The 24779-nt window shown below is 46.1% G+C and carries 23 protein-coding genes and 1 pseudogene; 6 read left to right on the top strand and 18 right to left on the bottom strand.

Going from position 1 to position 24779, the window contains the following annotated elements; translation table 11 throughout:
* Nucleotides 1–58 precede the first annotated feature (58 nt).
* The 8 genes and pseudogenes from QZW82_RS11085 to QZW82_RS11050 form a co-directional block, all read right to left on the bottom strand.
* Nucleotides 59–337, bottom strand: coding sequence for a hypothetical protein (locus QZW82_RS11085; RefSeq protein WP_366665003.1), 279 nt, complete (start codon nt 335–337; stop codon nt 59–61).
* A gap of 256 nt (nt 338–593) precedes the next feature.
* Nucleotides 594–1349 carry an SDR family oxidoreductase gene (locus QZW82_RS11080; protein ID WP_293147959.1) on the bottom strand — a complete coding sequence of 252 codons (756 nt, stop codon included), beginning with the start codon at nt 1347–1349 and terminating at the stop codon, nt 594–596.
* Between the two features lie 152 nt (nt 1350–1501).
* Nucleotides 1502–1738, bottom strand: a pseudogene (locus QZW82_RS11075) (DUF433 domain-containing protein).
* Nucleotides 1739–1890: 152 nt separating this feature from the next.
* Nucleotides 1891–2091, bottom strand: coding sequence for a DUF2283 domain-containing protein (locus QZW82_RS11070; RefSeq protein ID WP_293147957.1), 201 nt, complete (start codon nt 2089–2091; stop codon nt 1891–1893).
* A 2-nt stretch (nt 2092–2093) separates the two neighbouring features.
* Nucleotides 2094–2339, bottom strand: coding sequence for a DUF433 domain-containing protein (locus tag QZW82_RS11065; RefSeq protein ID WP_293147955.1), 246 nt, complete (start codon nt 2337–2339; stop codon nt 2094–2096).
* A gap of 100 nt (nt 2340–2439) precedes the next feature.
* Nucleotides 2440–2679, bottom strand: a complete 240-nt coding sequence (locus tag QZW82_RS11060) for a hypothetical protein (protein ID WP_293147953.1) — start codon at nt 2677–2679, stop codon at nt 2440–2442.
* Nucleotides 2680–2851: 172 nt separating this feature from the next.
* Complete coding sequence (locus QZW82_RS11055) at nt 2852–3829, bottom strand: heme o synthase (protein ID WP_293147951.1); 978 nt, start codon at nt 3827–3829, stop codon at nt 2852–2854.
* 172 nt (nt 3830–4001) lie between these two features.
* Nucleotides 4002–4916 carry a heme A synthase gene (locus QZW82_RS11050; RefSeq protein WP_293147949.1) on the bottom strand — a complete coding sequence of 305 codons (915 nt, stop codon included), beginning with the start codon at nt 4914–4916 and terminating at the stop codon, nt 4002–4004.
* 795 nt (nt 4917–5711) lie between these two features.
* Between QZW82_RS11050 and QZW82_RS11045 the strand changes: the two genes are divergently transcribed.
* The 3 genes from QZW82_RS11045 (at nt 5712) to QZW82_RS11035 (ending at nt 7897) form a co-directional block, all read left to right on the top strand.
* Nucleotides 5712–7142: an ABC transporter substrate-binding protein gene (locus tag QZW82_RS11045; protein WP_293147947.1), complete on the top strand. Its 1431-nt coding sequence runs from the start codon at nt 5712–5714 to the stop codon at nt 7140–7142.
* Between the two features lie 124 nt (nt 7143–7266).
* Nucleotides 7267–7647: a XisI protein gene (locus QZW82_RS11040; RefSeq protein WP_293147945.1), complete on the top strand. Its 381-nt coding sequence runs from the start codon at nt 7267–7269 to the stop codon at nt 7645–7647.
* A 73-nt stretch (nt 7648–7720) separates the two neighbouring features.
* On the top strand, nt 7721–7897 hold the full coding sequence (locus tag QZW82_RS11035) for a hypothetical protein (protein ID WP_293147943.1): 177 nt from the start codon (nt 7721–7723) through the stop codon (nt 7895–7897).
* 117 nt (nt 7898–8014) lie between these two features.
* Here the strand turns inward: QZW82_RS11035 and QZW82_RS11030 are convergent, their stop codons facing one another.
* The 9 genes from QZW82_RS11030 to hflX form a co-directional block, all read right to left on the bottom strand.
* Nucleotides 8015–8398 carry a hypothetical protein gene (locus tag QZW82_RS11030; RefSeq protein WP_293147941.1) on the bottom strand — a complete coding sequence of 128 codons (384 nt, stop codon included), beginning with the start codon at nt 8396–8398 and terminating at the stop codon, nt 8015–8017.
* Nucleotides 8399–8491: 93 nt separating this feature from the next.
* Entirely contained in the window at nt 8492–10996 is a 2505-nt protein-coding gene (locus QZW82_RS11025) for a glycosyltransferase (RefSeq protein ID WP_293147939.1), read from the bottom strand.
* Nucleotides 10997–11723: 727 nt separating this feature from the next.
* On the bottom strand, nt 11724–12305 hold the full coding sequence (locus QZW82_RS11020) for a hypothetical protein (RefSeq protein WP_293147937.1): 582 nt from the start codon (nt 12303–12305) through the stop codon (nt 11724–11726).
* A 160-nt stretch (nt 12306–12465) separates the two neighbouring features.
* Nucleotides 12466–14304: a CHAT domain-containing protein gene (locus QZW82_RS11015; protein ID WP_293147935.1), complete on the bottom strand. Its 1839-nt coding sequence runs from the start codon at nt 14302–14304 to the stop codon at nt 12466–12468.
* Nucleotides 14305–14543: 239 nt separating this feature from the next.
* Nucleotides 14544–15662: a Gfo/Idh/MocA family oxidoreductase gene (locus QZW82_RS11010; RefSeq protein WP_293147933.1), complete on the bottom strand. Its 1119-nt coding sequence runs from the start codon at nt 15660–15662 to the stop codon at nt 14544–14546.
* A gap of 699 nt (nt 15663–16361) precedes the next feature.
* Nucleotides 16362–17336: a glutathione synthase gene (gshB, locus tag QZW82_RS11005; protein ID WP_293147931.1), complete on the bottom strand. Its 975-nt coding sequence runs from the start codon at nt 17334–17336 to the stop codon at nt 16362–16364.
* 67 nt (nt 17337–17403) lie between these two features.
* The gene (gene grxC, locus QZW82_RS11000) at nt 17404–17664 is read right to left on the bottom strand and encodes a glutaredoxin 3 (protein ID WP_293147929.1); all 261 of its coding nucleotides are present in this window, start codon (nt 17662–17664) and stop codon (nt 17404–17406) included.
* 303 nt (nt 17665–17967) lie between these two features.
* Nucleotides 17968–18576, bottom strand: a complete 609-nt coding sequence (locus QZW82_RS10995) for a PEP-CTERM sorting domain-containing protein (RefSeq protein WP_293147927.1) — start codon at nt 18574–18576, stop codon at nt 17968–17970.
* A gap of 768 nt (nt 18577–19344) precedes the next feature.
* Nucleotides 19345–20991, bottom strand: coding sequence for a GTPase HflX (gene hflX, locus QZW82_RS10990; protein ID WP_363318869.1), 1647 nt, complete (start codon nt 20989–20991; stop codon nt 19345–19347).
* Nucleotides 20992–21442: 451 nt separating this feature from the next.
* Here hflX and QZW82_RS10985 point away from each other — a divergent pair, with 451 nt between their 5' ends.
* Nucleotides 21443–21646, top strand: a complete 204-nt coding sequence (locus tag QZW82_RS10985; RefSeq protein WP_293147232.1) for a hypothetical protein — start codon at nt 21443–21445, stop codon at nt 21644–21646.
* Between the two features lie 427 nt (nt 21647–22073).
* A complete protein-coding gene (locus tag QZW82_RS10980) occupies nt 22074–22286 on the top strand; it encodes a chlorophyll a/b-binding protein (protein WP_293147923.1) in 213 nt (70 codons plus the stop codon).
* Nucleotides 22287–23067: 781 nt separating this feature from the next.
* On the opposite strand, the gene QZW82_RS10975 is transcribed toward QZW82_RS10980, so the two are convergent.
* The gene (locus QZW82_RS10975; RefSeq protein WP_293147921.1) at nt 23068–24168 is read right to left on the bottom strand and encodes a tetratricopeptide repeat protein; all 1101 of its coding nucleotides are present in this window, start codon (nt 24166–24168) and stop codon (nt 23068–23070) included.
* A gap of 150 nt (nt 24169–24318) precedes the next feature.
* On the opposite strand from QZW82_RS10975, the gene QZW82_RS10970 reads away from it, so the two are divergent.
* A complete protein-coding gene (locus QZW82_RS10970) occupies nt 24319–24645 on the top strand; it encodes a YbjQ family protein (protein WP_172184303.1) in 327 nt (108 codons plus the stop codon).
* Nucleotides 24646–24779: the final 134 nt, after the last annotated feature.

The following is a 24779-nucleotide window of genomic DNA, read 5'->3' as shown; positions in this document are numbered from 1 at the left end:
TCGCAAGACTCTTTGTTATTCTAAATGTGAGGAAATGCTCAAGCATTCTATTAAATTATTAATACATTACTTGAAGTTTGACGATATTCCCATTCCTGGAGCATTCATACCTTGATTCAGCAACGCCTTTATTTTGTCGAGGAACGTAGGGAAGGTTCAAGGATTGGCAATGCTCTACTAAGAGACGACATAGCCCATCGACGACATCCTCATGTTTGGCTGTGGGTTCGCTCAGGGGCATGGCAACTCCATTGACTAGCTCGAATGACCTACCGGAACCGTCATCCCAGTTGAGAAATTCCTCGAAGGAAAGGGTTTTTTGGGCGATCGCAATCATTGATATTAACCTTGTGCGTAGGTTGGCTCTCTGTTATCTGTTTTTAGCTTAACGTGGCTCTTGTAGGGTGCGTTAACGAAGTATACCGTAAGCTTTTACACCTCTTCTCGGTTTTACTGCCCGCGTCCTGGTTTGCAATCTACGAAACCTAATGCTTCTGTGCCCTTGAAAACTGGCGATCGAAATGGCGATCGTTGCTGCGATCGGATATTCAATTTCCGCAAGCAGAAGTCTAAAAACCTCTCGTTCTCAACGGTTACTGAAAACCACCATTACTGTACAGCAGTTGTCCATTGATCCATCCTCCTTCTTTGGAACACAGAAATTTGACCAGATTTGCACAGTCTTGCGGCATACCGACACGATTCAACAGAGTTCTAGATTGCATATCAGCTTTGAGGACTGCGGACATCCAGCCAGTATCAGTTGCGCCTGGATTAATCACGTTTGCTGTGATGCCCAACGATCTGAATTCCTGAGCCGAAGCAAGCACGATTCGATCCATGGCACCCTTACTAGCACCATAGGGAAGATTGCCAGCCGTATGATCGCTGGTAATCGCAATAATCCGCCCAGTTCCGAATTCTCCTTGGAACTGTTTACCAAACTCTTTCACCAATAACCAGGTTGCACGGGCATTGATAGCAAAATGCAAGTCAAAGCTCTCCAGTGAAGTGGACAGAATGTCACTATCCACTGAGTGGCAATGGGACATGACCATTGCTGTAACAGATCCCAAATCACGCTCAATAATCTCGAATATCTGTAAAGCAGAATCTGCTAAGGACAAATCGACCTCGATTGCTGTGGAGCGCACACCGAAGCTCTCAACTTCGTTGCGAAGTAACTGAACCTCTCTTGGATCGCTGCCCCAAGGCATTGACACATCATATGGCTGCCAATAGGTCAAAGCAACATCCCAGCCCGATTGTGCTAATTCTTTGGCAATCGATGAACCAATGCCAATACTTCTACTTGCACCAGTTACAAGAACTATTGGTCGTTGGGACATATATTTGTCAACAAGGTACGCTTAAGAATCATCTTTTTTATTTAATAATGGCATTAAATCAAAGAAATTGTCACATCGCTAATGTATTTCACCAAAGGTGACAGTAATCCACACAGCAATTGCTGGTGATAGATGAGCATTCAACCAAATAGTCATGCGGCTAAAACGGGATGGTCGAGTTTGCGGACTGCATAGAGAATCGCAGCTTTGAGATCCTCAAGTTCCAAGTCTGGCAATTATTCCAGAAACTCAAAAATTTGCTCACCCGCAGCTAGCAACTCTAGAATATCGATAACTCGAATCCGCATTCCCTGGATGCAGGGACGACCGCCACATTGTCTTGGGTTTACTGTGATTCTGTCAAACAGATAAGCAACGGATGCTGGCATTGGTGAAAATTGTTTGAAACCTTTCTCTCTAGCTTACTTCATTTATCGCTCGAAATTCACACCGCTATATAATTATGCGATCGCCACTTCCATAGTACCCTCACTTATTGAGCTGACAATATTATCCTGACATTTCGATCGAGCGCATCTACTTACGTTGCGATCGTTAGCATAAGTTCTTGAGGATTAAACAGTTGACGTTTAGAAGCATTAAGAAATTCGATACTAACGGGTTCGTCATTTTCGTCATAACTGACAATCACGCCTCCCGGTTCAGAAATAGCATTGGCTGGAAACGCATCACGGAAGATAAAAATCAGAATGTCTGCTTCTGCATCGTATTTAACTTTCATTATTAACTTGCCTCAGCAAAGAGTAAATGTGTGTAAAATACGTCTTCTTTGAGGCATTCCGCAGCGAAAGCAAATACTGCGTGGATAGATTTAGGATTAAGCGTTGGGTAGTTTTCTAGAACTTGTTGCTCAGTCCAACCTTCTGAAAACAACCCTAGAACAAACTCCACTGATATTCGTGTCCCCTTAATTACAGGCTTGCCAAGCAGAATTTTAGGATTTGAGTGAATGTGTGCTTTCCAGTTCATAACCAGTTCGCCTCTCTATGGTTCTCATCTATTATGAGTATAGTTAAGATTTTAAAATTAACTGTCACTGTCTTTAAAGGTTCATCAAGGATAGTGTAAGTCATATCGATTTATTTGCCCGCCCGGCCATATATCGATCGAAAGTTGTGTAATCTCCAGCTTTGTAGTCAGCACGGGCTGCTTCAATTTCGGCAATGTCTTCTGGAGAATCGTCCTCATTCGCGAATAATTCAGCTTCCAAAAATTCCCAAATCTTGTATCTTTCAGAAATTCCCAGTGACGAAATAGCTTCCAGCAATGATTGAAATGAGATATCTACTTTCACTGTATTCTCAGTCATCAAAACTTTCCTACACTTTGGATTTTATACTTTTATTCACTTTTTTTTTAACCGCCGATTAAAGCAGATTTACCCAAATTTACGCAGATTGGAGAATGACTACTGCTATTTTACCATAAACAAAACCCGCAAGGTGCGGGCTTCATTTTGATAATTGCAATTTAACAGATTGCTACATCACAACAGCACTAATGAAAGTGTGCACGTTGTGGACAACAGCAGTAGTAAAGTTGTGAGTTGCGGGCAAACTATCAACCACGATTCCAGCGCACAATAGCATCAGATACAGAATAGAGTATTTAAAGAGCGATCGCGCAACGTTCTTATCCTCTGGAGTCTGCAACAGCAACCAAGCCTTTTGGGCAAAAATCGCACCCAGGAAAATCGCCGTACCAGCATACACCGGGCCCGCCAAATTCAGCGGATAAACAAACAGCAAAGTTGCTGGAAGCATCAATAACGTGTAAATCCAAATTTGGCGGGCTGTCTCTTCGTCGCCCTCAATTACCGGCAACATCGGGACGCCGACTTCCTTGTATTCCTCGCGAATCATCATTGCTAAAGCCCAAAAATGCGGCGGTGTCCATAGGAAGATAATCCCAAACAGCAGCCACGCACCCCAACTCAAATCTCCCGTCACCGCAGCCCAGCCAACTAGCGGCGGAATCGCCCCTGCTGCACCGCCGATGACGATGTTCTGCACGCTGTGGCGCTTCAGCCAATGGGTGTAAATTAGGACGTAGAAAACGATGCCAGACATGGCTAGCAATGCTGCTAATAAGTTGGCAACAACTGTCAGTAATGTAAAGGAGATTGTCGCTAGGGCGATCGCAAATATCAAAGCATCCCGCTTCTTAACCCGCCCGGAAGGAATCGGCCGCCAGCGGGTGCGCTCCATAATATAATCGATGTCGCTGTCGTAGACACAATTAATAGTATTAGCGGCAGCGGAAGCTAAAGCGCCTCCCGCGATAGTTGACACCAACAATAGTGGATCGACTTCTCCTTTGGCGGCCATCCACATTCCGGCTGATGTGGTGATTAGCAGCAGTAAAATAATTCTCGGCTTTGTAAGTTGGTAGTAACTTTTCACGACTTGCGAAAAGTTTTCGTGGAGGCGAGGGCTATTGTTTGTAAGAACTTCTTGCATTTGTGATTAATTATTAGTTGTTAGTTTTCATTGGTCATTCAGTCCGCGGAGGCGGACTTCGTTTGTGTAGTAGCGGTTTCAACCGCCGAATCAATCAACACGTCTATTTCCAGCGGACTTCGTTTGTGTAGTAGTAGCGGTTTCAACCGCCGAATCAATCAACACGTCTATTTCAAGTTGATAAAACCCGATCGCGCCACGACAAAACACTAAAAGCTAGCAGAGTTCCCAGCAAGGCTGCGCCGACTGCTTGGTGGGCGACTGTCAGCGGTTCTACCTGAAGGTGCAGCCGGAAAGTTGCCAATCCCAAAACTAATTGAGCAATCAGACAAAGACTCGCTAAATTCCCTAATTTTCGCAAGTTTGAATGGAGTGATGGTTGCCGCCAAGCCATCACTGATACTGCTAAAGTTGCTGCGGTAGCGGGTACGATGCCGATGATGTGGCTGTTCATTACCGAACACAATTCTGACGAACCAAAACATTGATGCAGCGCCCATCTAGAGCCGACTAATGCTCCGAGCAGACTTTGGAGATAAACTAGCAGTGCTGCGATCGAACTTACCCAGGCTAATTTGCCTGTATTGCCTGTAGCTTCGTAGGGAGTCAGCATAAAACCGATCGCTAGCAGGGCGCAAAAAAACAGTAAAGCTGCTCCCAAGTGAGCGGTAACGATGTCAAATCGCAGCAGTTGCGTCACGGTGAGGCCGCCCAATATGCCCTGAAAAACTATTAAAAATACTGCGCCGGCGCTGGCCAGGGGCAGCCAGGTCGGCAGGCGGCTGCGGTAGAAGACAGAAAGTGCTAAAAGGGCGATCGCGCTTAAGCCAATTGCTGCTGCATCCAAACGGTGGAACCACTCCAGAAATACCTGCAAATTCATTTGCGCTGCGGGTATTAATTGACCGTAGCACAGCGGCCAGTCGGGGCAAGCGAGCCCCGCATTCATCACGCGCGTGGCGCTGCCTACTGCCATCAACAGCCAGGTTGCGATCGCAATTTTCCACACTAGGCCGCGGATAATATCTTTTGGCTGCCACTGCACTCCTGCTGCTGCGTTTGGCTTATTTAAAACTGAGTTTGCCATGAACTTTACCTTAGCCTTTGTTATCGATCGAACTTAATTAAATATTGCGGTTTTGCTTGGGCTGAGCTTAGCCGAGCTTAACACTCTTTTTCTCTGACAAACCGTCATCTTTACTACCTTAGCGACACTTTTATGCAATTAGTTTGTCTTTAGATTTTTTTCAACTTTCCTGTTTATATTACAAAAGATTTCAGGATTTTTGCTAAACTTCAAAAAACTTTAATCTTTCAGCACCATCCGTGATGGTTGATAACTCCCGCACTGTCGGGTTTTTGTTAAAAAATAAAGATATAATTAAGAAATAGCTTATTAATAAAAAAATGTGATATCTAGCGTTCAAAAGTGTTTAGGTCCTCACACTTTTTGAAAGTCACAGGATACAGCAGAAAACCCTCAGCCTGGTTTTTGGTATTTTTCGATCGATTCTGGTTAAATAATCATAGCCGTTGGCGATCGCACGGACAAGGCCTCATCACCTTAGTTTTTTTACTATTTCGGCTGGCTGCAACCAGTGTATTTTCGTCCATCAAACCCCGTTGCTCGGTACCCGTGCCTCTATGACTATCTAAGATTATTAAAAAAAATGTCAAAATATAATTAGATTGGTTTTTCTCCCTCCTGCCTCTTCCCTCTTCCTTATTGTTACTCGATCCCATAACTGTTATAGCCTTCTTCCCTCTTTCTTCCTTCTTCCGACTTCCATCGGACTTCTATCCGTTACATCCGTTACTTGCATCCGTTGCCGAACTTCCTTCTTCCTTACTTCCTAAACCTAAAATCTAAAATTGTGCAGCCATGTCCCAAAAAAACGAAACCGCTGTTTTAGTATTATCGCTATTAATTACGATCGCCCTAGCCGGTGCAGGCATTTGGTGGCTGACAAGCCGCGGCGGCATTCCTGGAGGTTCATCACCCGAAAATCAGACATTTTCCAACTCCTCCACGGGGAATTCATTGCAGTCAGAGCAGCAAATTCAGCAGCGTCTGAGTGCGGGGAAAAAATTGTTAATTTCAGAAAAAGCAAGCACAAAGAAACAAGCAGCAGTAGAAGCGATCGCCTCTGGCAACTACAACGCCGCTATTTCTGACTTAGAAGCTTCGCTGCAAGCTAATCGCAACGATCCCGAAGCACTAATTTACCTCAACAACGCCCGTATCGGCAACCAAAAATCCTACACAATTGCCGCAGCGGTTCCCATTGGCACCGATATCAATGCTGCTCAAGAAATTCTGCGGGGAGTCGCTCAAGCTCAAAATGAAATCAACCAAAACGGCGGCATTAACGGGACTCCATTAAAAGTGGTAATTGCTAACGACGACAACAACCCAGAGATTGCCTCGCAAATTGCCAGTGCGATCGCAAATAACTCAGAAATATTAGGAGTAATCGGGCATTTTGGTTCGGACACAACCCTAGCAGCGAGCAAGATTTACCAGCAAAATCAATTAGTAGCAATATCTCCGACAAGTACCTCTGTGCAGCTTTCAGGAGTTGGTAGCAATATATTTCGGACAGTGCCGAGCGATCGATTTGCGGCGAATGCTCTTTCCCGTTATATGCTGACAAAATTGCAAAAGCAAAAAGTTGCTATATTTTTTAATTCTGCCAGCAGTTACAGCAAATCTTTAAAAGATGAATTTACTACTGCTGTTTACGGAGATGGCGGACAAATAGTATCGGAATTTGACTTTGCTAAGGGGAATTTTAATGCTGCCGAAAGCGTTAAAAGTGCGATCGCCCAGGGAGCAGAAGTGATTATGTTAGCGTCCAATTCGTCCACTATCGACCAAGCTTTGCAAGTAGTGCAAGTCAACGCCAAACGGCTGCCATTACTAGCAGGAGACGGCGCTTATAGTGCTAAAACACTGCAAATTGGTGGCGCAGGAGCCACAGATATGGTGTTGGCAGTTCCTTGGCACATTCTCGCAGATCCGCAGTCAAACTTTCCCCAAACCTCGAAACAACTTTGGAATGCTGAAGTCAGTTGGCGCACAGCTTTAGCTTACGATGCGGCGATCGCGCTAATTGTCGGTTTAGGGCGCAATCCGACTCGCACAGGCATTCAACAAGCTTTATCGGCGTCAGATTTTTCGGCAACAGGAGCATCGGGGCCGATTCGCTTTTTACCTTCGGGCGATCGCAATCGAGCAGTGCAATTAGTAATTGTCAAACCGGGAAATCGCACCAGTTACGGTTATGAATTTGTGCCGATATCCGGTTTGTAAACTATTTGCATTTTATTGGGAATGTTGTAATACCAAATCTATTAGCATCGGAACATTAACGTCCAGTTAACTGTCAACTGTCAACTGTCAACTGTCAACTGTTACAATAGGAGGCTATTGTTCAATGGCTATAGAGCAATATCGGCAATACATTCGTCATCTACTTTCAGAACGGCGAGAGCGGGCTTCGAGACAATACAACGCCCAAGAATATGAAGTGCAAACTCTTTTCGATAGCGAGCAAGATCATTATCAATTGCTGTATGTTGGTTGGCGTGGAAATAAACGCGATTTTGGCTGTATTCTACATCTTGACATCAAGGGTGGAAAAATTTGGATTCAGCATGACGGTACTGAAGTCGGAATTGCCAACCAACTTGTCGAATTGGGAGTGCCTAAAGAAGATATTGTTTTAGCATTCCATGAACCGGAAATACGTCAGTTTACTGATTTTGGCACAGGGGAAGTGATTCGCGAACAATTGCCCTCAGTTTCGGGTAAGTGAAATGGTGTAACCGATCGGGTGAATGAATTATTTCTACTAGATAAGATTGACAGAAATCTAAAATTTTAAAGTCATGTCCCAAAAAAATAAAGTTCCAGCGGTCATTTTGTCGCTGTTAATTACGATCGCCCTAGTAGGTGGAGGTATTTGGTGGCTGACTGGCCGCAGCCGCCCAAATCTCCCAGTTTCATCACCGCAAACCCCCAATTTACCCTACGCCCCGACGCCAAAACCGCCACCATCATTTTAGGAGAGAGTTTGATACTAACAGTCCTTGACACACCAAGGTGAAAACCCGGCTTTTGAATCAATATCTATCCGGATATATCCGCGATATTTGAGAAAAACCGGGTTTTTCAACCTAATTTTAAAGAGGATTTACAACAAGAATACCTTTACCGGGGCCTTCCTTAATTTCAACCCTAGATACTTGTCCACTACCTGCATAAAATGTTATGTCTGCTTTCGATCGAGATGGCATTGATTCCCAAACACCATCTTTTGAGAACTCCAGATTAGTTGTGAACCCATCATCCCAGACAATTGTAATTTTGTTTGGATTCTGCTTCACTGAGCAGCCTATTGTTTGTGCTTGTCGTTGATTCTGTCCGTAAAAACTGCATTTAGAGCGAAAATTCTCAGGAGGGTTTTTGGTTTCGGCTTGAACACCAACACTTAAAGCGGTGACAGATGCTAGGAGCAAATTCGCCACCAAAACCGCTTTATAAAACAAGAATGAGTTGAGCTTCATGGATTGAGTAATTTCGAGAAAAATAACTAACTTTCATGTTACCCCAATATTCATACTGTGAGATTTTAATCAGGATCTAACAGCGAGATATGGCTAAACTTGCGAAACTGCGATCGCCCTAACTGGCCTGTTTCTCTCAAAAATAGCCCTCGGCTTGAAAGCAATTCTCAACAACAGCCACAGCGAGTGCCATTCTCCGGGCGTTTCCTGGCGCTTCCACTGCCCTGGGCGACAGTACAGCATTTCGATCAAACAGCGGTGTTGGCTCATGTTTAGGCGATCGAACGCAATTCGCACAGTCGGAAATTCCGCAACACTGCACCCTGCTGCATCCCGAAAACTCGACTCCAAGTGAGATTTATCGCTAACCAACTCAATCTTAGCCACAGGAATCAAACATTTCTCTTCCATAATTTCCAGAGTCGCCGAGTCGCAATCAATCAAATGGTTATCAAAACGAGCTTCGGTGTCCAACTCCATCACAGGCGGCGCTACGGATATCTTCGCTTTGACTGCTACGCTGCGAGCGATCGCTCTGATTTTACCCTGCGATAAACTTGTCTCAGCGGCATATTTGGGTAACATCTCTGCTGCGGTAAAACTCTGTTTGCTCCCTTTACCTTTGATCGCAAAACTCGGCCGTTCAGTCAGAGCAACTTCAGCGCCACTTTCTGAAATTACAGTAGTTATTCCCCAAAAACTTTTACCTCCCACATTCAACTGCACCACCCTCCGCAAATTGAACCATTCGTATATATCCGGCTTAGGAATATCCACCAAGATTAGCAGCGCAATTCCCAGCATCAGCAGGTTGTAAACGCTCCAAATCCAGCCCGCACTCACACCTTTTAACAAATCAGCACTTGCTGGTATTCCCCGCCAACTGCCCGTATGTTTAACTAAATGAATGCTTAAATTATGGAACAAACCGAATGCTGTAGCTGCGAACAAGACAATCAAAGGCCATCCCAAATTCCAGTTAAAACTAAAGCGATCGCTCGCAATTCCTTTTGGCGTCACCTTAAACCCTTTCTGAAAGGGATTGAGCATGGCACTCACCACCGTCACCGCCAAAGGAATACACTGGACGAACGAGTAAACATCTGATAGCAAAGCCGATCGCGATTTGCGGTTCAGCCAAGAAAACACAGTAACTTGCACCAAATAGTAAGGCAGGAAAAAGTAGATTAATTCCCGCGCATTTGTCCGCAAAGGAAGTACCCCAAGAAACGCATAAGCTAAAGGCATCAACAGAAACACAATCCTGCTTAAACTGGTAAACCAGTGCAGCAATCCTTCCAGGTGACACAGCCTTTGTACGAATCTCAGGCCGCGAATCGTTAAAGGATTGGAATCAATAAAAAATGCCTGAAGGGTGCCTCGCGCCCAGCGCAATCTTTGAGTTAGATGGGCTTCTATATTTTCAGCAGCCAAACCAGCACTCAATTTTTCATCTAAGTAAACTAAACGATACCCGGTGGCTGACAACCGAATTCCGGTAAAATAATCTTCGCAGATTGAATTTGTGACAAAGCCTCCCACTGTTTGTAGCGCGCTGCGCCTCATTACAAAAGACGTGCCAGCACAAACTACGCTATCTGCACTATCTTTGATGATTTCAATTTGCCTGTAAAATACTTCTTCTTCCGGCACCAGCACATTTTCTAAACCTAAATTCCGGGCAATGGGATCGTGGTTGTAAAAGCTTTGCGGTGTTTGCACGAGGGCGATTTCTGGATTTTGAAAAAAGCCAACTGTTCTTGTTAAAAAGTTTTTAGTGGGAATGAAGTCGGCATCAAAAACTACAATGAGTTCTCCATTTGTTAGGCTTGTGGCGTGGTTGATGTTACCAGCTTTGGCGTGACTGTTATCTGGTCTAGTTATATACTTGCATCCCAGTTCTTTGGCTAACAATTGGATTTCATGGCGCTTTGTATCGTCAAGCAAATATACTTGTTTGTTAGGATAATCTAAAGCTTGACAGCCGATGACTGTGCGCCGGAGAATAAAAATTGGTTCGTTGTAAGTTGGGATAAAAATATCTACTGTTGGAGTAAAGTTTCCCTCAGCAACTGCAACAGCCATGCGATCGGCTTCTCGATGCCTGTCTTTCATTCTCAGCATTAAATACATTTGAATGCTGCTGCTGACAACCATCAGCATTTCTAGGAAAAATAGTCCCAAACTAAAGATACCGTTGAGGGGATCGCTTAAATTTAGGGTAACTAGCGATCGCCACAAAACGTAGCGAATGGTTAAAGCCAAAACTATGCCAACTACCACAGCCCGCGACCATTTCTGTGGTTGAGGCGAAATTTTCATCGCAGCTAAAGCAACCGAGACGAGGGCGAAAGTCGGTACAAACAAATACATCTTGCTTGCCGCGGGTACTTGGAGCCATACAGGCGGGTTTTGCTGCCAAGTATTGATTGTGGCAAAAATACCGCTGACTGTACCTTCACCGCTCAACCAGGCTGCGGCGATCGCACCTGCGAAAGCAACTACCCCCAACACGACTAGCGTTGCCACCTGTACGTGCGAAATCCACCTAAAAAAGTGGCGTTTCAAGTCTTGAAGGTCACATCTTGAATTTCTCATAAAATTTGCAATTCCCGATCGTATCTGCAACTGTCAAGGTTTCCTGCTGTTCACTTTTTAATCCCGTTGAAAATTCCGACACACCCCACTGACGATATTTACATTTTTTAACATTCTGACAATTTTATGATAGTTCACTGGCTTGCTGATGGCAAACTACTCAGCAATATCCAGTCCAGGCCAAGTATAGCAACAGCTTGTTGAGATTGTGTGCGATCGCACAACTACAAACCTGGTTCGATGGGAATGCTAGTGCTCATAAAATTCTGCGGACTAAAGTCCTCACTACAAACCTGGTTCGATCTTCGGAATGCACGTGCTCATAAAATTCTGCGGACTAAAGTTCACACTACAAACGTGCCTCCCTATAAACCAATACGGTTTACTTAACACTTTTTGGGGAAGTTCATCTGACGATTTTATAGGCAGTACAGGATTTTTTTGCAAGTCAGATCCTTCTTAAGTCAACCGTATTGCCCTATAAACCAAATTTTTTGCCCCATTTCTGATGGTTTTTCCTGTTTACTGCCAGCATTCTTCGACTTTTTGCAGTTATTTCAACCAAAAAATATCATGTCTACAAATCAAATAGGATTGCTATCGTTTGAGATAGCAATCCCTAGGGGCTAATAATTAGACGAATGTGACATCTAACTAAAGGTAGATTGATTTTATATTAATTTTTAAAATTACCCCGATCGCAGAATAAAAAACTAGCCGTCAAAAACTAATCAGAAATTTCTAATTGCGAGATTGCATAGCGGGCGACAGCCAAACCAACTCTCGCCTGTTCTATTTCCGACAATTGGGCCCAAGGTCTTCTAGTCTCCATCACCACTTCCACTGCGGACGAATCAGCCTCTCGCATCGCATAAGCCAAAGGACGCGCCAACACCTGCAAATCTTCCTCAGCCCACTGAGGCAAAATATCTAACACGCACTCAACCATTTGGTCAGCTAAAGATTGATACTTAACAGTTGCGTTTTGGACGCTTTGAGCGATGCAGGCTAGAAAATCTTGAGGAACCCGAGCAAATTTTTCGCGCAAAGATTTTTGTAGAGAAGTCGCCAGCCAAATTTGTTCTAGTTGTCCGAATAAAACTTGCGACTTCTCCGCTATATCGCTGTCGCTGAAGGAATCAAACAGGGCAAATTCTTGCTCTAGATCGGTTAAATAAGATTCTGATTCAAGCTGTGCAGGATTCCAAGGATAAGCAACATCAGTCTGAACTATTGTGGTGAGAAGTTCCATCTGCGCCTGAGTTTGTGAGTCGCGAAAATATTGAGAATCAGGAGATTGGGTAGCCATGATGTAATACCTAAGTAGTTCAAGTAAAATACAGAAGGTGGACTCTGCCAAGTGCTAGTTGCCAGTGGTGAGTAACTGTTTTAACTTCAGACTTGAGACACGGGCGTCGAGAACTTTGGTGTCCCGATCGCCGATTGCCTTCATTAGCTACACCCGCACCTTAATTAGTTCCGCAATCAGTCTCACTGTAGCCCGAAGTTTTTGGAACCTCAATAGTGAATTCAAAAATCTGACCTTGAGAACTGCCAAATTTTAGCTGAGTACCCGATTGCAGCAGCAGTTCTTGGTGGTGAACTCTCACCCATCCGTCTGTACCCAAAACTAGAGTCCCGTAGCGGGAAAAATCGCGCAGGAAGTAGCTAGGTTCGCCCCCGCGATCGCCGATGCTGTTGCGGCAGAAAATCTCCGCGTGTTTTTGAGAAACCCATTGTTCTCGAATCACTACGTCGTTTTCTTCCCAGCGTCCGACTCGAACCATACCAGCGGTAATGGGCCAAACCTGATTGCCAGATTCGCTAGATTTGACATTTGGTCGATCGCGCCCCCGCAAGTAAGCGCAAGACGGCAAACGTCCCAGCCAAGTAGAAGAATTCAAAGGCAATTCAGTTTTTAGGTCATCTACCGGTTCAGTCAGTTGACCGTCAAACTCTGGGTGCATATACAGTACGGGCAACGTCCAAGCCGGTTGATTGAACTTGTACAGTGTCAGTAGCTGCTGTCTGGCGATGGCGACGGCGCGATCGATCGACATTCGTCCGGCCAAAGCTTGGGCAAAAGTTTGGATAAAACTCAGGGCTTCGCGATCGGCGATCGAGTCCCGCATCCCCAACACCGCCGGCACCCCGTGATGGATCAGCACCTCAGCCAAACTGCTGCGGGCGATCGCCTGTTGCTGGCCGTTATTTGAATGCAGCCTCTCCACCGCCGGCTGAGCTCCCCAGCAGGCATTAAACACCGCCAGCGTCACCCGGCATCGAACCAAAACCTGAGCCAATTCAGTACCGTTAATCGCCGTGTCCGGCCCCAAAAACAGCAAGCCACCGTCAGGCCCAGGTATCCCGTGGCCGGCGTAAAACAGAATGTTATAAGCTTGCGTTTCCAGCCGAGAAATTAGTTCCGCCGGAGTAGGTTCGATCAGAGTATCGACGCGAGTCGAAACACTGATATCGAAATATTTACCGCTGTCGTTGGTTTGAAAAGCACTTTCGAGAACTCCGGCTAGGGCGACTGCTTCTGCTTCCAACTGCAAATGACGATTATTGCCCCTAGAAAATTCAGAATTAGCACTGCGGCCGGGTTCTGCTTGTCCCAAAACCAGCAAAATGTTGAGGGAATCGGCAGGATGCAGGGGCGGTAAAGGCTCAACATTGCTGGTAGTGCGGCTGAAAAGCAGTTGCTGCGACAGAGAAATGGCCGGTTGACCGGCTTGAGGTTGCATAATTTCCCAAGGTAGGGCAATCAAATACGGTTCGCGCAAGTCTATGCGGACTCGCAGGGGTAGATTTTGCCCGATCGCGATACCTTTACTTTCCTGGAGACTGCCCTGAATCGGCCCTTCAAACAGCCACTGCCAAAGATCGATCCCCAAATGCTGCATCAGGCGACTGCTGTAGCTAGGAGGTGGCGGTGGCGGATTCTGCTCGCCCCTCTCCACCAACCTCCCTTGACTGAGGTGGAGCGGCACAGAGGGCATAATTGGAGGGATTTGTAGTGATTTAGCAGTTCGTTTTTCAGTTTCTGCCAGTAGATTCTGGTTGTTTTCTGGCGATACGAAACTGCCATCAGGATTTAGGGGCAATTCGTGAATTGTCCCTGACGGGGAAAACATTTCCTGCCAAGCTTTCCAAGATTGGGACAGGGCCAGCGGCCACATACAGTCGTGGTGAACGTACCCACTGGGATAGGGAGCTTGTAGAACCCAAGTGGCAAAATGGTTTGCCCCAGCGGTTCTCAGGCGAGCGATCGCTATACTGAGGCAAGGACTTTCAGGGCGCGCCATTCACAACTACCGAATCTGGATAAAGGGATCGATTGAGTTTCTCTATTAGTAGTTTATCGGGTTTGGGGTGCGATCGAGTACGAGAGATTGCTTTTTCATTTAGTTGACAGTTGACAGTTGACTTCGGAGGGCTACCTCTAGCTGGAAGTCCGAGAATTGGAGTAATGAATAGCCTTCTTTTAATTTCTCCCTACAAGGGCTCCGACTTTAAACCAATTCTTTCTGGTAAATTTTTAATCTTATCTACCGCCCAAAAATTTCTCTAAATTCGGTACATCCACCCAAGTTCCCGTAGCATTTGACTCCTGGGTCAAATCCATCAACAACTGCGAGTAAACTCCTTCTTTGAGAGACGGTATCAAAGATTTCCCCGCATCAATTGCTTCAACCCACCTGTCTACTACCCGAATAAACGGTGCAATTCTCCCGTCTGGATAAACTTGAGGAAACTCCAATCTCTGAGGAATCTTAATTTCAGCTAAAGGTTCTCCAGCTTGGGAACCCCACAAGCGAAATCCGTGGACGTAATCCTGCTGATTGTCGCTCCCCAACACCAAAGTACCCTTACTGCCGTAAATTTCGACCCAATGTCCCCGCCCTTGATAAGTAACCGAACTCAAACAAACTTGACAAGGCGTTCCCCCAGCCAATTCCAACATCAACGTGCAAGAATCATCGGCATCAACAGGTTTTAAATTTCCCGAATCGTTCGGATCCGGCCGCGCCGAAATTCCTGTAATCAATTGCCCTGAAAGCCTCTGCACGGGGCCGAACAGCCAGCTAATATAATCAAAAACGTGGGAACCTGTCGCGCCCAAAACTCCGCCGCCTCGCTCTTTTTGTGCGTACCAATTCCAAGGGCGAGTCGCATCAGCGCGGCCGGGCACCAACCAATCAATTTTAATTAAACGCTTTTCTCCTACATATCCTGCTGCTAATAATTCTGCTAGCATTTGCCATGCGGGAATGAACCTAAACTCAAAGTCCATGGTGGCAATTGCTTGGGTTTGAGATTCGCTGTTTGCTAATCGGTAAAGTTCCCTAGCTTCATTAGCTGTCAGGGCTGTCGGTTTTTCTAATAATAAATGTTTGCCTGCTTCTAGGACTGTTTTTGCCATTTCAAAATGCAAAAATGGCGGCGTGGAAATGCTGACGCCCGCTACTTCTGGAATCGCTACTATATCTGCGATCGAGTTGCAAGCGTAGGGGATGTTGTGGGCGGTGGCGATCGCCTGAGATGAATCTAAATTTCGGTGATAGACAGCCACAACCTCTGTCCGGTGGTGGGTCTCGAATCCGGGCAGGTGCACTTTTTGACCGAAACCTGTACCGACTACTGCAACGCCAATTTTTGACATGATTTAATTATTGGGGATTGGGATTGGGATTGGGGATTCAGTCTTTGATTGAGATATCAACCGCAGATTGAAGGCAGATTAACGCAGATCATTTTAAGATAATAAAGCTTCGGAGTGCAATGTTTTCTGCTCGCACACAAGCTTGCCAATATATGAACTTCTGACAATATTGTGAAATGCACCGAGTTTTTTTGTGATTTTGTTAAAAAATTTGTCCTAAAAAAGTAACTATTACCTATTGATTTTTCGGGATTATCGGGATATTATTATTTAATAATGGGAGTGGTGACTTAAATTTTAATTTGGTCACCACTCCCATTATTAAATAATACCTTTTCAAATGCTCAAAGTCAAGCTTTTTACCCTAAAAAAAAGGCGATTTTTTTTGTTATTTTACAAAAAAAATAATTGACATATGAGTAATTCTCCGTTATTAGACTTCTTGCAAAAATAGTTAGAGATTGCAGGGTGCGTCAGCTCATAGCATGATTTTTAGGCGGGTATCGAGAGGGAGCATCTCAGTTTTGCATTTATTATAGTGCGAGCGTCCCCGCTCGCAAGTTGTAGAATACGCGAGCGGGGACGCTCGCACTCAAAGAAAAAATGCTTTTTACAAAAATGAGATGCTCCCGTATCGAGAAAGAGCTGACGCACCCTACTACTTATAAATAACAATTGACAATTGACAACTATCAACTGTCAACTGTCAACTGTCAACTGACTAACCACCCATTCAATTACTTGTTTGCCCAAACTCACCTCATCAAACAAATCGATTTCTCTGATTCCCGTAGGGCTAGTAACATTAACTTCGGTGAGATAACCACCAATGATGTCAATGCCGACAAAGTACAGTCCGTCTCGTTGCAGCACGGGTGCTAACTGAGCGCAAATTTGATGTTCGCGATCGGTAATTTCTGTTTTTGCGACTCGGCCGCCGACAGCCATGTTGCCTCGAAATTCATTGCCGGTGGGAATGCGATTGACTGCGCCGATGGGCTTGCCGTTCAAGAGGATGATGCGTTTATCTCCGTCTTTTGCTTCGGGCAGATAAGTCTGCACCATCACTGGAATTTTGCCTTGTTGAGTGCTAATTTCAACCATGGAGTTGAGATTGCGATCGCCCGGTTCCAAGAACAAAATCCCCTCGCCAGCTTTGCCTCCCAATGGTTTAAGAACTGCCGCTCCCTTTTTCTCCACAAATTGCCGAATTACCTGCTTGTTTTGAGAAACAATTGTTTCTGGGATCGCTCCTTCAAATTGCAAAGCATACATCTTTTCATTAGCTGCTCGCAATCCTTTGGGACTGTTAACTACCAAAGTTTTAGCGGGATCGATGCCGTCTAGAAGATAAGTCGTGTAGAGGTAGGGAACGTTGACTGGGGGATCGGTACGCATAAATACTGCGTCCATTGCTTCGAGTGGGCCCAATGCAGGCTGTTCCACCTGATACCAAGCCTCAGCCGCCTCCCAGCGCCCTTCTACTTGTTTGACTGGGGTGAGGGCTACTCTAGTCAACATTGCCCAGGTTTTGCCGCCAATGATGCTTAATTCGTTGGCTTGAGTCGCCCACACTTCGTGACCCAATTCTTGAGCTGCCTCCATCAGCGCTACGCTGGTATCATGTCCTGGAATTAGTCGATCGAGCGGATCGATGATGAATGCAAATTTCATGGTGAGTGACAATTTAAAAATGGTCGTAGAAAAATCTGGCAAAATAGAAGATTCAAGGACAAATACTTTATTCTGCTAAGAGCGGATCTAGGAGTCCTCGAGCCTCGAGTGCGTGGATATCGTCGCAGCCGCCTACGTGTTGGTCGTTAATGAAGATCTGGGGCAGGGTGCGGCCTCCGTTGGCTCTATCGGTCATGCGATCGCGTGCTGCTGCGTCTCCGTCGATCGCGTACTCTGTAAATTCAACCCCTTTTTGCTTCAGCAGTGCTTTAGCACGAATGCAAAAGGGGCAGGTTCTCCACGTGTAAATTTCTACTTTAGGTGTCATCGGACGCTCACACAATAACAATATTTTTTTATTGTAATCTTAACTAATCTTATTTTAATTTTTATATATAGCAGCCGCGCCCGACGGTTACGAATTTCTCGCATTGTACTTTCCCGATGCGATCTCTTGCTTTTGACTTCACGGCGTTCGATCGCTAAACTCTTCTTCCTTCTGCTCCAAGTGTACCCTGCAAGCTGTAAAGTAATTATCTATACATTTTTTATGATTTCACCTAAAAACAAAAAAACACTCGCGCTTCAAGAAACGGAGAGATGTTGAAAACAAGCAGCAGCTTGGGCCTGCTTACCGTTGCTGACCGACCTGCTTGTTTCGTTTTCTGGCGGAACACATGATTCCTGCGCCTGTCAGCAGGAGTGCTACCACAGTACCCGGTTCTGGGATAGTTGTTCTCCTAATGACGGGGGGGTTTATGTAGTTTGGCAATCTCGGCGATGGCACCGGTATCGGCGGAACTGGCGATGGTGATGGTGATACCGGTGGTATGACCGGTGGTATGACCGGCGTGGGTAATATCGGTATCGGGGTTGATGGTGGTGGTGAGGCTACCGGTGGTTCCGGTACTGCGGACTCTACTATTATGGGGCTTGGTGATTGGACTACCGGCACTTCCGGCACTACAGGTTGTACGATCGGTATCGGTGCTGGTGCTGGATCTACCAGCGCTTCCGGTACCGCGTCTCGCACGGGTGCTGGTGATGTCGGTACTTCGACTGGTACGGGTGTTGGTGATTGAGGGCTGAGGGAATTATCAGGGACGCAGGCACTTGAATAGTTTCCGGGCCCGCACACATCGACTGCTGCTGAAGCCGGAGGGGCGGCAGCTAGATAGTAGAACCCTGTTGCCATTGTGGCAGAGAGTCCAATTGCTAGTTTTGCCAGTGGCGTACACATAACTATTTAGTTAAACAGTGGTAAAATCGGAGAATAGAAGTAGTGCTAGAGATTAGCGCTGCACGGCGGGCATAGATTTTAGAGTTCTTACCATAAATTGATGTTTTCTCTCCCGGACGCCTGTAATAGATAGTATAGCGCTTGAGGCGATCGCCCAAACACTTTGGTCGTCTTATTTTATTTGACCCTAGTCGCCTAGGGTGGTTTGCACCGTCTGGCAACCTCTGAGCCAAGAGCCCTTACAGCTATTAAAAGAGAGTTTTTACCGATACTTTTTTGCTCACATTTGCTAACAAATACATAAGTTGAGATCGGATCTCGAACCTTGCGCGTATCAACCTATGCCCGTAAAAATTTTTACAAGCACTTATATTCTTGCGTTCAGCTTGGTTATCGCTTAGCGCTATTAGCCAATCTGATTATTTGCTTTGATACTGTAGAGGCAACTTATTGATATAGCGGTTGCGTACTACCAAGGTTTTTCACCTACATCTGAGTGGGTAAATTCATTCTATATGATACGAAGACCTATGACAAATGTAAGCGATCGTCCGTGCAAATGTCCGAAAAAGTCTTACTGTTAATCAACCTTGAGCGCCGCCTCCTGAAGTTAAGTATGTAACCGATCGCAAAGTGGCTCTGATGTATTCTAATTAGCAATCCACAATCTGACTATTCTTTTATAGTCTCATGCTTCGACGAGATCTGTCCTCAGTATATGTACGTGTATTCCCGAATGTCAACTACTGAAAAGGAATATTTAAGTATTTACCGAGGGTAGAGGGCGTATTGAATGAGCTGGGCTAGTCGATCGCGGAGGCTTTCCATGCCTAGACCTTTGGCCGCCGAAATAAATACGGCTTGAGGAAACTCTTCTCGGGCGAGAGCAAGAGTATCTCCATCTACGGCATCGATTTTGTTAAATACTACAAGGGCAGGCCCGGGAGTTACGGGCATATCTGTCAAAATATTCATGACGGAGCGAATTTGGCTCTGCCACGCGGGATGCGAAAGATCGACAAGGTGCAGCAAAGCATCGGCATCTGTAACTTCTTCGAGGGTAGCCCGAAAAGCGTCGATCAATGAGAGGGGCAATTCGCGAATAAATCCCACTGTATCTGTGAGGACGAGCGACAGCGGTTCGCCGGTGAGCGCACCAGGAATCGTCAGTTTTCGGGTGGTGGGGTCGAGGGTAGCAAATAATTGGTCGGCTGCGTATACCTCGGAATTTGTGAGCAGGTTGAGCAGAGTCGATTTGCCTGCATTGGTATAGCCGACGATCGCCACTGAGGGTACGTCATGGTGGTGGCGGTTCTGCCGCAGCCGGAAGCGGTGGGCTAGGAGTTGATTGACTTCTTGCTGCAATCGAGAAATGCGTTTGGCGATCGTCCGCCGTTCGGTTTCGAGTTTAGTTTCCCCCGGGCCTCTGGTACCGATGCCGCCGCCCTGTCTCGACAGTGCTTGACCGCGACCTGTGAGGCGGGGCAGGTTGTACTGTAGTTGAGCGAGTTCTACTTGCAATTTACCTTCGCTCGATCGCGCTCTTTGGGCGAAGATATCGAGAATTACCTCGGTGCGATCGACGACACGAATACCAATCTGAATTTCCAAGTTGCGTATTTGTGCGGGGGACAAGTCGCGATCGAATACCACGAGGTTAGCGCTAATCGTTTGAGCGGTGAGGGAAATTTCTTGAATTTTGCCTTCGCCGACGACTGTCTGCGGGTGGGGGTTCGATCGCTTTTGACGCACTGTTTGCAATACCTGACCTCCGGCGCTTTCCACCAGCCGCGTGATTTCTGCGAGTCCGTCCTCAAAATCCAGCAGAGTCATGTGCTGAGTCATCACACCAACCAGTAGCACTTTGTCTTGGTCTGCATCTACTTGTTTGGCGACAAATTCTGCTTGAAAATCTGCTTCGAGTCCTTCCACCAACTCCAGAAAGTCTTGGTCTGCGAGGTCGTCCAAACTCAGTGGTTCTGATATTTTCCAGGGAAAGTTTTGAGTTTTGATGGGTGAGTTTTGAATTAAAGGCTCTTCTATTTCCTCACTTTTACTTGAAGCTGGTTCTAACTTAGCGCTCAACACAGAGAACTCAAAATTTGGTCGGTCTCCCTGGGGTATGAGGTGAACCAGATAAGTGTCTTGGATGTAACCGGTCGCACCGCCGCCGCGGCGCTGAAATCCTCCGCCGCTCAGAGTCAGCCAAACCAGGGCGTCGAGGCGCTGAATTGCCATGGCGGTGATGGCTGCTTCGCTAGGGATTTCGGGCTTCAAGTGGGTGGCGATGCAGCGAATGCCACTGAGGCGGCCTCCCCCGTAGCGGGGCAATTCTAGGGGCGCAATCTGCGTTTGGCGGGGCGTACCGACGCCGACGCGAATTACTTGTCCGCGACGGTTGATGTAGGTGCAGATTGGCTTGTCGATTTCGGTGCTGATGGCGGCGACGCGCTGTGCGAATTCTGCCGTGGTGATGCGATCGCCCGGTAGTCGCTGGTGGTAAAGCTTTTCGAGTTGTTTGAGTTGGCTGGATTTGAGACCCTGAAGATTGCCGTAGATGGTTTCGATAACTGTTTCTCCCTCGCGCTCTGTCTATTTCCTATTTTAGTTAACTCAAGGGCGATCGTGTTCTGTTTGGCGGTTGAAATTGGCTCACTTTTTTTTCCTGTAGCTTCTCGCGGCTTCAGTATTGTCGAGTCACAACGGCCGTTGTTTGTCGCAGCCGGGCTTCGCAAGCTTTTCACAGCAGCCATCTCAACTTGCAGTTGTCTTTAGCTATCTCACGGGAAGCCCCGCGCTCTATCTGAAAGATGAGCGTCGGGATGAGAGCAGGGCTGTTGACGACGCTCCCTGAACGAATTGGGCGTTGCCCAACAGACTCGCAGGAGATGGAGGAAACAGTCAGTTAACCTCCTGGATTGTCGAAAACCTTGAAATGCCCTCAGAGAATTGTTTTCACGCTATATTGTCAATGGTCGTTGACCCGCCCGACTGCTCGAACAGACAGGCTACAGTAGCGGTCAAACGCTTGCCACAGCAAGACCAGAGTTCGGGGAAGGAATACGCCTAGCTGGTTGGCAATTGCCGTAAATCCATGGTGTGTTGTGCGAGTAGAACTTAAACTCCTTGGGACGCAGGGAGTCTGCCCGGTCACTATCACGGGATAGTGAAAGAGTCAGTAGCAATGTGTTGATTGATTCAAGCATTGACTAAAACCTCTGGATGCGGTGTAAGACCAACACTATCTTCGGATAGTAGAGGCAACGGCGGATGAAACGGGAAGCCCGCACTGTATGCATAGCATCAATGTCGGGTACGTCACTATCTACCGATACAGGCGATCGCTGAAAAAATGGTTTTTAACAAAATTTAACACGTCATTTTGGTCTCAAAATCCTCCTTTAGACTTGTATGTATTTTGCACCTATGGACAGATAGCAAACTAGAAATTAGGTCGCTACCATGATAGGCGAAACATTGTTAAGGAATGTAAAAACATGGAAACTCGTCCTACTAACTTACCTCCTACCGCTAATGCCTACAACGGCAAAGATCGGAACGCCTTTTTGTTTGGCTTAAACCCACAAGCAGAACTTTGGAACGGTCGCTTAGCGATGATCGGTTTCTTAGCTTATTTGCTTTGGGACATGGCTGGATATAGCGTTCTGCGCGACATACTTCACTTTCTGCCTACCTACATCGCTCACTAATAACGAGCATTCTATCCTGTCTGGTAGTATGAGGAAATGCCACAACTGCCAGACAGCCTAAAAGTTACAAATGGCAGCGAGTAGGATTTTGTCCCTTTGTATTTTTCGTTACTTTTGAATGGCATTAACAGACTTCTTGCTCTGATGCGATGATTCTGCGTAGGGGCGAGAGGAGTGGCGCGGTGAATATTGATAGACAAACAGATATTGTTCATGTTTCATGTTTCATGTAGATACAGAAGAGTATTTATTACACCTAACTCGTTATATTCACTTAAATCCAGTTTGTGCTAATATAGTTAAAAAAGCCGAGGATTGGGAGTTTTCTAGCTATCAAGAATATAGCGGTTTTCACAAAGATTCGCGGACGTTGTTGGGAAGAGAGCCCTCTTGATTTCAGCGGTTATGTAAGCTGTCAGCCATACTTCATCTTTTTGAGAAAGGCTATATATTGATTTGCGCCAGGGTAGTTTGCCTAAAATAGATCGAGTGCGATCGCAATTTCAGTCAGCAGATGCTTATCGTTACTTTTTAGAAGATTTAACTAGCGATAAATTAATCCAGCATTTAACCTTTGAAGAATAGAAAGAACCTACGCGCATCCAAGAAACCCGGTTTCTGAGTTCCACGCGCAAGCGTCCAAGAAACCGGGTTTCTCTGAGAATTTACGCCTCTTCACGAGATTTTCCGAAGAAACCCGGTTTCTGAGTATCGCGCGATCGGGGATTGTTGATTCTGACCCATCAGAAACACTATCAACTATCAACTATCAACTGACTAATTACTTCAGTTCATTAAGCGCCGCCTCGGCTTTTTGTGCGCCATCATTGTTGCCTTGCTGGCGGTAAGTGTCTAGGGCTTGTTGAAAAGCTTGAATTGCGTCGGATTTGCGATCGCGCGCTTTGAATGCTTGACCCATGTTGTAATAAGCTTCTCCTCGGGCTGGATCGAGCTGGATCACTCGCCGAAAAGTGATAATTGCTCCTGAAAAATCTTGTTTTTCTAGTTGAATTTCTCCGATTGCCACGTATGCGCTCACTAGATTCGGTCGCACGTCAATCGCTCGCTTATAAGCTAAAATCGCTCCTTCTAAGTCGTTTTGAGATCTGAGAAGTTCGCCAATTTCTAACTGTACTTCGGGATTCCGCGGCTCTAGTTTTGACGCTTCTTCAAAAGCTGCTAGCCCTTCGGAAGTGTTGCCACTACGCAGCAAAGCAGTACCTAATTTTAACTGAATGCTGGCTTGTTTGGGAGCGAGTTTGGCTGCTTGTTTGAGTACGGTGACAGCACTGGCAAAGTTTCCCTGCTGGATCAATACTAAACCCAATGAAGAATAAGCTTGCCAACTTTTCGGATCGAGGGCGATCGCCTCTTGGTATGCTTTAAATGCACCGCTGTAATCTTTTTGCTGAAACAGCACCACTCCGAGTCCAATTCGGGCGTTGACATTTTTGCGATCGAGCTGGGCGGCGCGACGGTAAGCTGCTGCTGCTGCGGGATAGTTTTGCAGGTTCGCCATAGCATATCCTAAGGCGTATTGAAAGTCAGCATTTTTCGGTTCCAGACCGATCGCCTGTTGGTAAAATTCCACTGAGGCTTGATAGTTTCCCTGACGCGCTTGTAAATAAGCAATACCGGAAAAAATGCGCGGGTTTTCCGCATCTAAACGGGCTGCTTGTTGATAAATGGCGATCGCCTTGCTGTAGTCTCCTAAATCTACCAACTCGCGTCCTTGTCGCAGCAGACTATCTAAATTTGCATTATTTTTAGGTTGAACTTCCTCTGGTGTGTCTGCTGAGAGCGCTATCTGCGGCGTTGCGATCGCGAATCCCGCTACCAAAAGTGTACTGAATACCAAGAGACTTTGTTTGTGGACGGCCATTTTTTTCAAAGAGTGTGTGGATTAAAAGAGCGAATTGCTGTCAGCTTAACAAGCTTACAGCTTAGGGTTTGCCTGGAATCTTTGAGCGGGGAGATGTAGTAAACCTACAGAAATCGACCAACTCAAAATTTTCGCACTTGAGGCCAACTGATGATTGTAACAACAACTGATATCATCCAAGGAGCAGAAATTCAATCTTACTTGGGAATTGTAACTGCCGAGGTTGTCTACGGCACCAACGCCCTGCGAGATTTTTTCGCGGGGATTCGCGACATCATCGGCGGGCGCACCGGCAGTTACGAGGAAGTGTTTCTCAAAGGACAGCGAGATGCCCTCGCGGAACTCGAAAAACGGGCCCAGCGCCTGGGTGCTAATGCCGTTATCGGGGTCGAAGTTGACACCGGCACGATTAATGTAGACTCTTCGGGGGCTTTGCTGTTGATTACTGCCGTTGGGACGGCTGTCAGATTGCGTTAAGCCGCCTTTCCTATATACATCAGCGAAGTTCTTTAACTGGATAAAATAGTTATTGGTTGTCAGCCATCAGTCATCAGTTATTAGCTAATAGCTGCTGGCCCAAAGCTGATGACTTTTTACTTTATTTCTTCAGA

The sequence above is a fragment of the Microcoleus sp. bin48.metabat.b7b8b9.023 genome (assembly GCF_013299185.1).
Classification (GTDB): Bacteria; Cyanobacteriota; Cyanobacteriia; order Cyanobacteriales; family Microcoleaceae; genus Microcoleus.
The sequence above is the reverse complement of the archived record's forward strand: the minus strand, read 5'-3'. Positions and strand labels throughout refer to the sequence as shown.

What these genes read in the sequence shown, in the direction of transcription:
- QZW82_RS11085 (WP_366665003.1), bottom strand. Translation starts at nt 337, where the DNA reads ATGATTGCGATCGCCCAAAAAACCCTTTCCTTCGAGGAATTTCTCAAC.
- QZW82_RS11080 (WP_293147959.1), bottom strand. Translation starts at nt 1,349, where the DNA reads ATGTCCCAACGACCAATAGTTCTTGTAACTGGTGCAAGTAGAAGTATT.
- QZW82_RS11070 (WP_293147957.1), bottom strand. Translation starts at nt 2,091, where the DNA reads ATGAAAGTTAAATACGATGCAGAAGCAGACATTCTGATTTTTATCTTC.
- QZW82_RS11065 (WP_293147955.1), bottom strand. Translation starts at nt 2,339, where the DNA reads ATGAACTGGAAAGCACACATTCACTCAAATCCTAAAATTCTGCTTGGC.
- QZW82_RS11060 (WP_293147953.1), bottom strand. Translation starts at nt 2,679, where the DNA reads ATGACTGAGAATACAGTGAAAGTAGATATCTCATTTCAATCATTGCTG.
- QZW82_RS11055 (WP_293147951.1), bottom strand. Translation starts at nt 3,829, where the DNA reads ATGCAAGAAGTTCTTACAAACAATAGCCCTCGCCTCCACGAAAACTTT.
- QZW82_RS11050 (WP_293147949.1), bottom strand. Translation starts at nt 4,916, where the DNA reads ATGGCAAACTCAGTTTTAAATAAGCCAAACGCAGCAGCAGGAGTGCAG.
- QZW82_RS11045 (WP_293147947.1), top strand. Translation starts at nt 5,712, where the DNA reads ATGTCCCAAAAAAACGAAACCGCTGTTTTAGTATTATCGCTATTAATT.
- QZW82_RS11040 (WP_293147945.1), top strand. Translation starts at nt 7,267, where the DNA reads ATGGCTATAGAGCAATATCGGCAATACATTCGTCATCTACTTTCAGAA.
- QZW82_RS11035 (WP_293147943.1), top strand. Translation starts at nt 7,721, where the DNA reads ATGTCCCAAAAAAATAAAGTTCCAGCGGTCATTTTGTCGCTGTTAATT.
- QZW82_RS11030 (WP_293147941.1), bottom strand. Translation starts at nt 8,398, where the DNA reads ATGAAGCTCAACTCATTCTTGTTTTATAAAGCGGTTTTGGTGGCGAAT.
- QZW82_RS11025 (WP_293147939.1), bottom strand. Translation starts at nt 10,996, where the DNA reads ATGAGAAATTCAAGATGTGACCTTCAAGACTTGAAACGCCACTTTTTT.
- QZW82_RS11020 (WP_293147937.1), bottom strand. Translation starts at nt 12,305, where the DNA reads ATGGCTACCCAATCTCCTGATTCTCAATATTTTCGCGACTCACAAACT.
- QZW82_RS11015 (WP_293147935.1), bottom strand. Translation starts at nt 14,304, where the DNA reads ATGGCGCGCCCTGAAAGTCCTTGCCTCAGTATAGCGATCGCTCGCCTG.
- QZW82_RS11010 (WP_293147933.1), bottom strand. Translation starts at nt 15,662, where the DNA reads ATGTCAAAAATTGGCGTTGCAGTAGTCGGTACAGGTTTCGGTCAAAAA.
- gshB (WP_293147931.1), bottom strand. Translation starts at nt 17,336, where the DNA reads ATGAAATTTGCATTCATCATCGATCCGCTCGATCGACTAATTCCAGGA.
- grxC (WP_293147929.1), bottom strand. Translation starts at nt 17,664, where the DNA reads ATGACACCTAAAGTAGAAATTTACACGTGGAGAACCTGCCCCTTTTGC.
- QZW82_RS10995 (WP_293147927.1), bottom strand. Translation starts at nt 18,576, where the DNA reads ATGTGTACGCCACTGGCAAAACTAGCAATTGGACTCTCTGCCACAATG.
- QZW82_RS10980 (WP_293147923.1), top strand. Translation starts at nt 22,074, where the DNA reads ATGGAAACTCGTCCTACTAACTTACCTCCTACCGCTAATGCCTACAAC.
- QZW82_RS10975 (WP_293147921.1), bottom strand. Translation starts at nt 24,168, where the DNA reads ATGGCCGTCCACAAACAAAGTCTCTTGGTATTCAGTACACTTTTGGTA.
- QZW82_RS10970 (WP_172184303.1), top strand. Translation starts at nt 24,319, where the DNA reads ATGATTGTAACAACAACTGATATCATCCAAGGAGCAGAAATTCAATCT.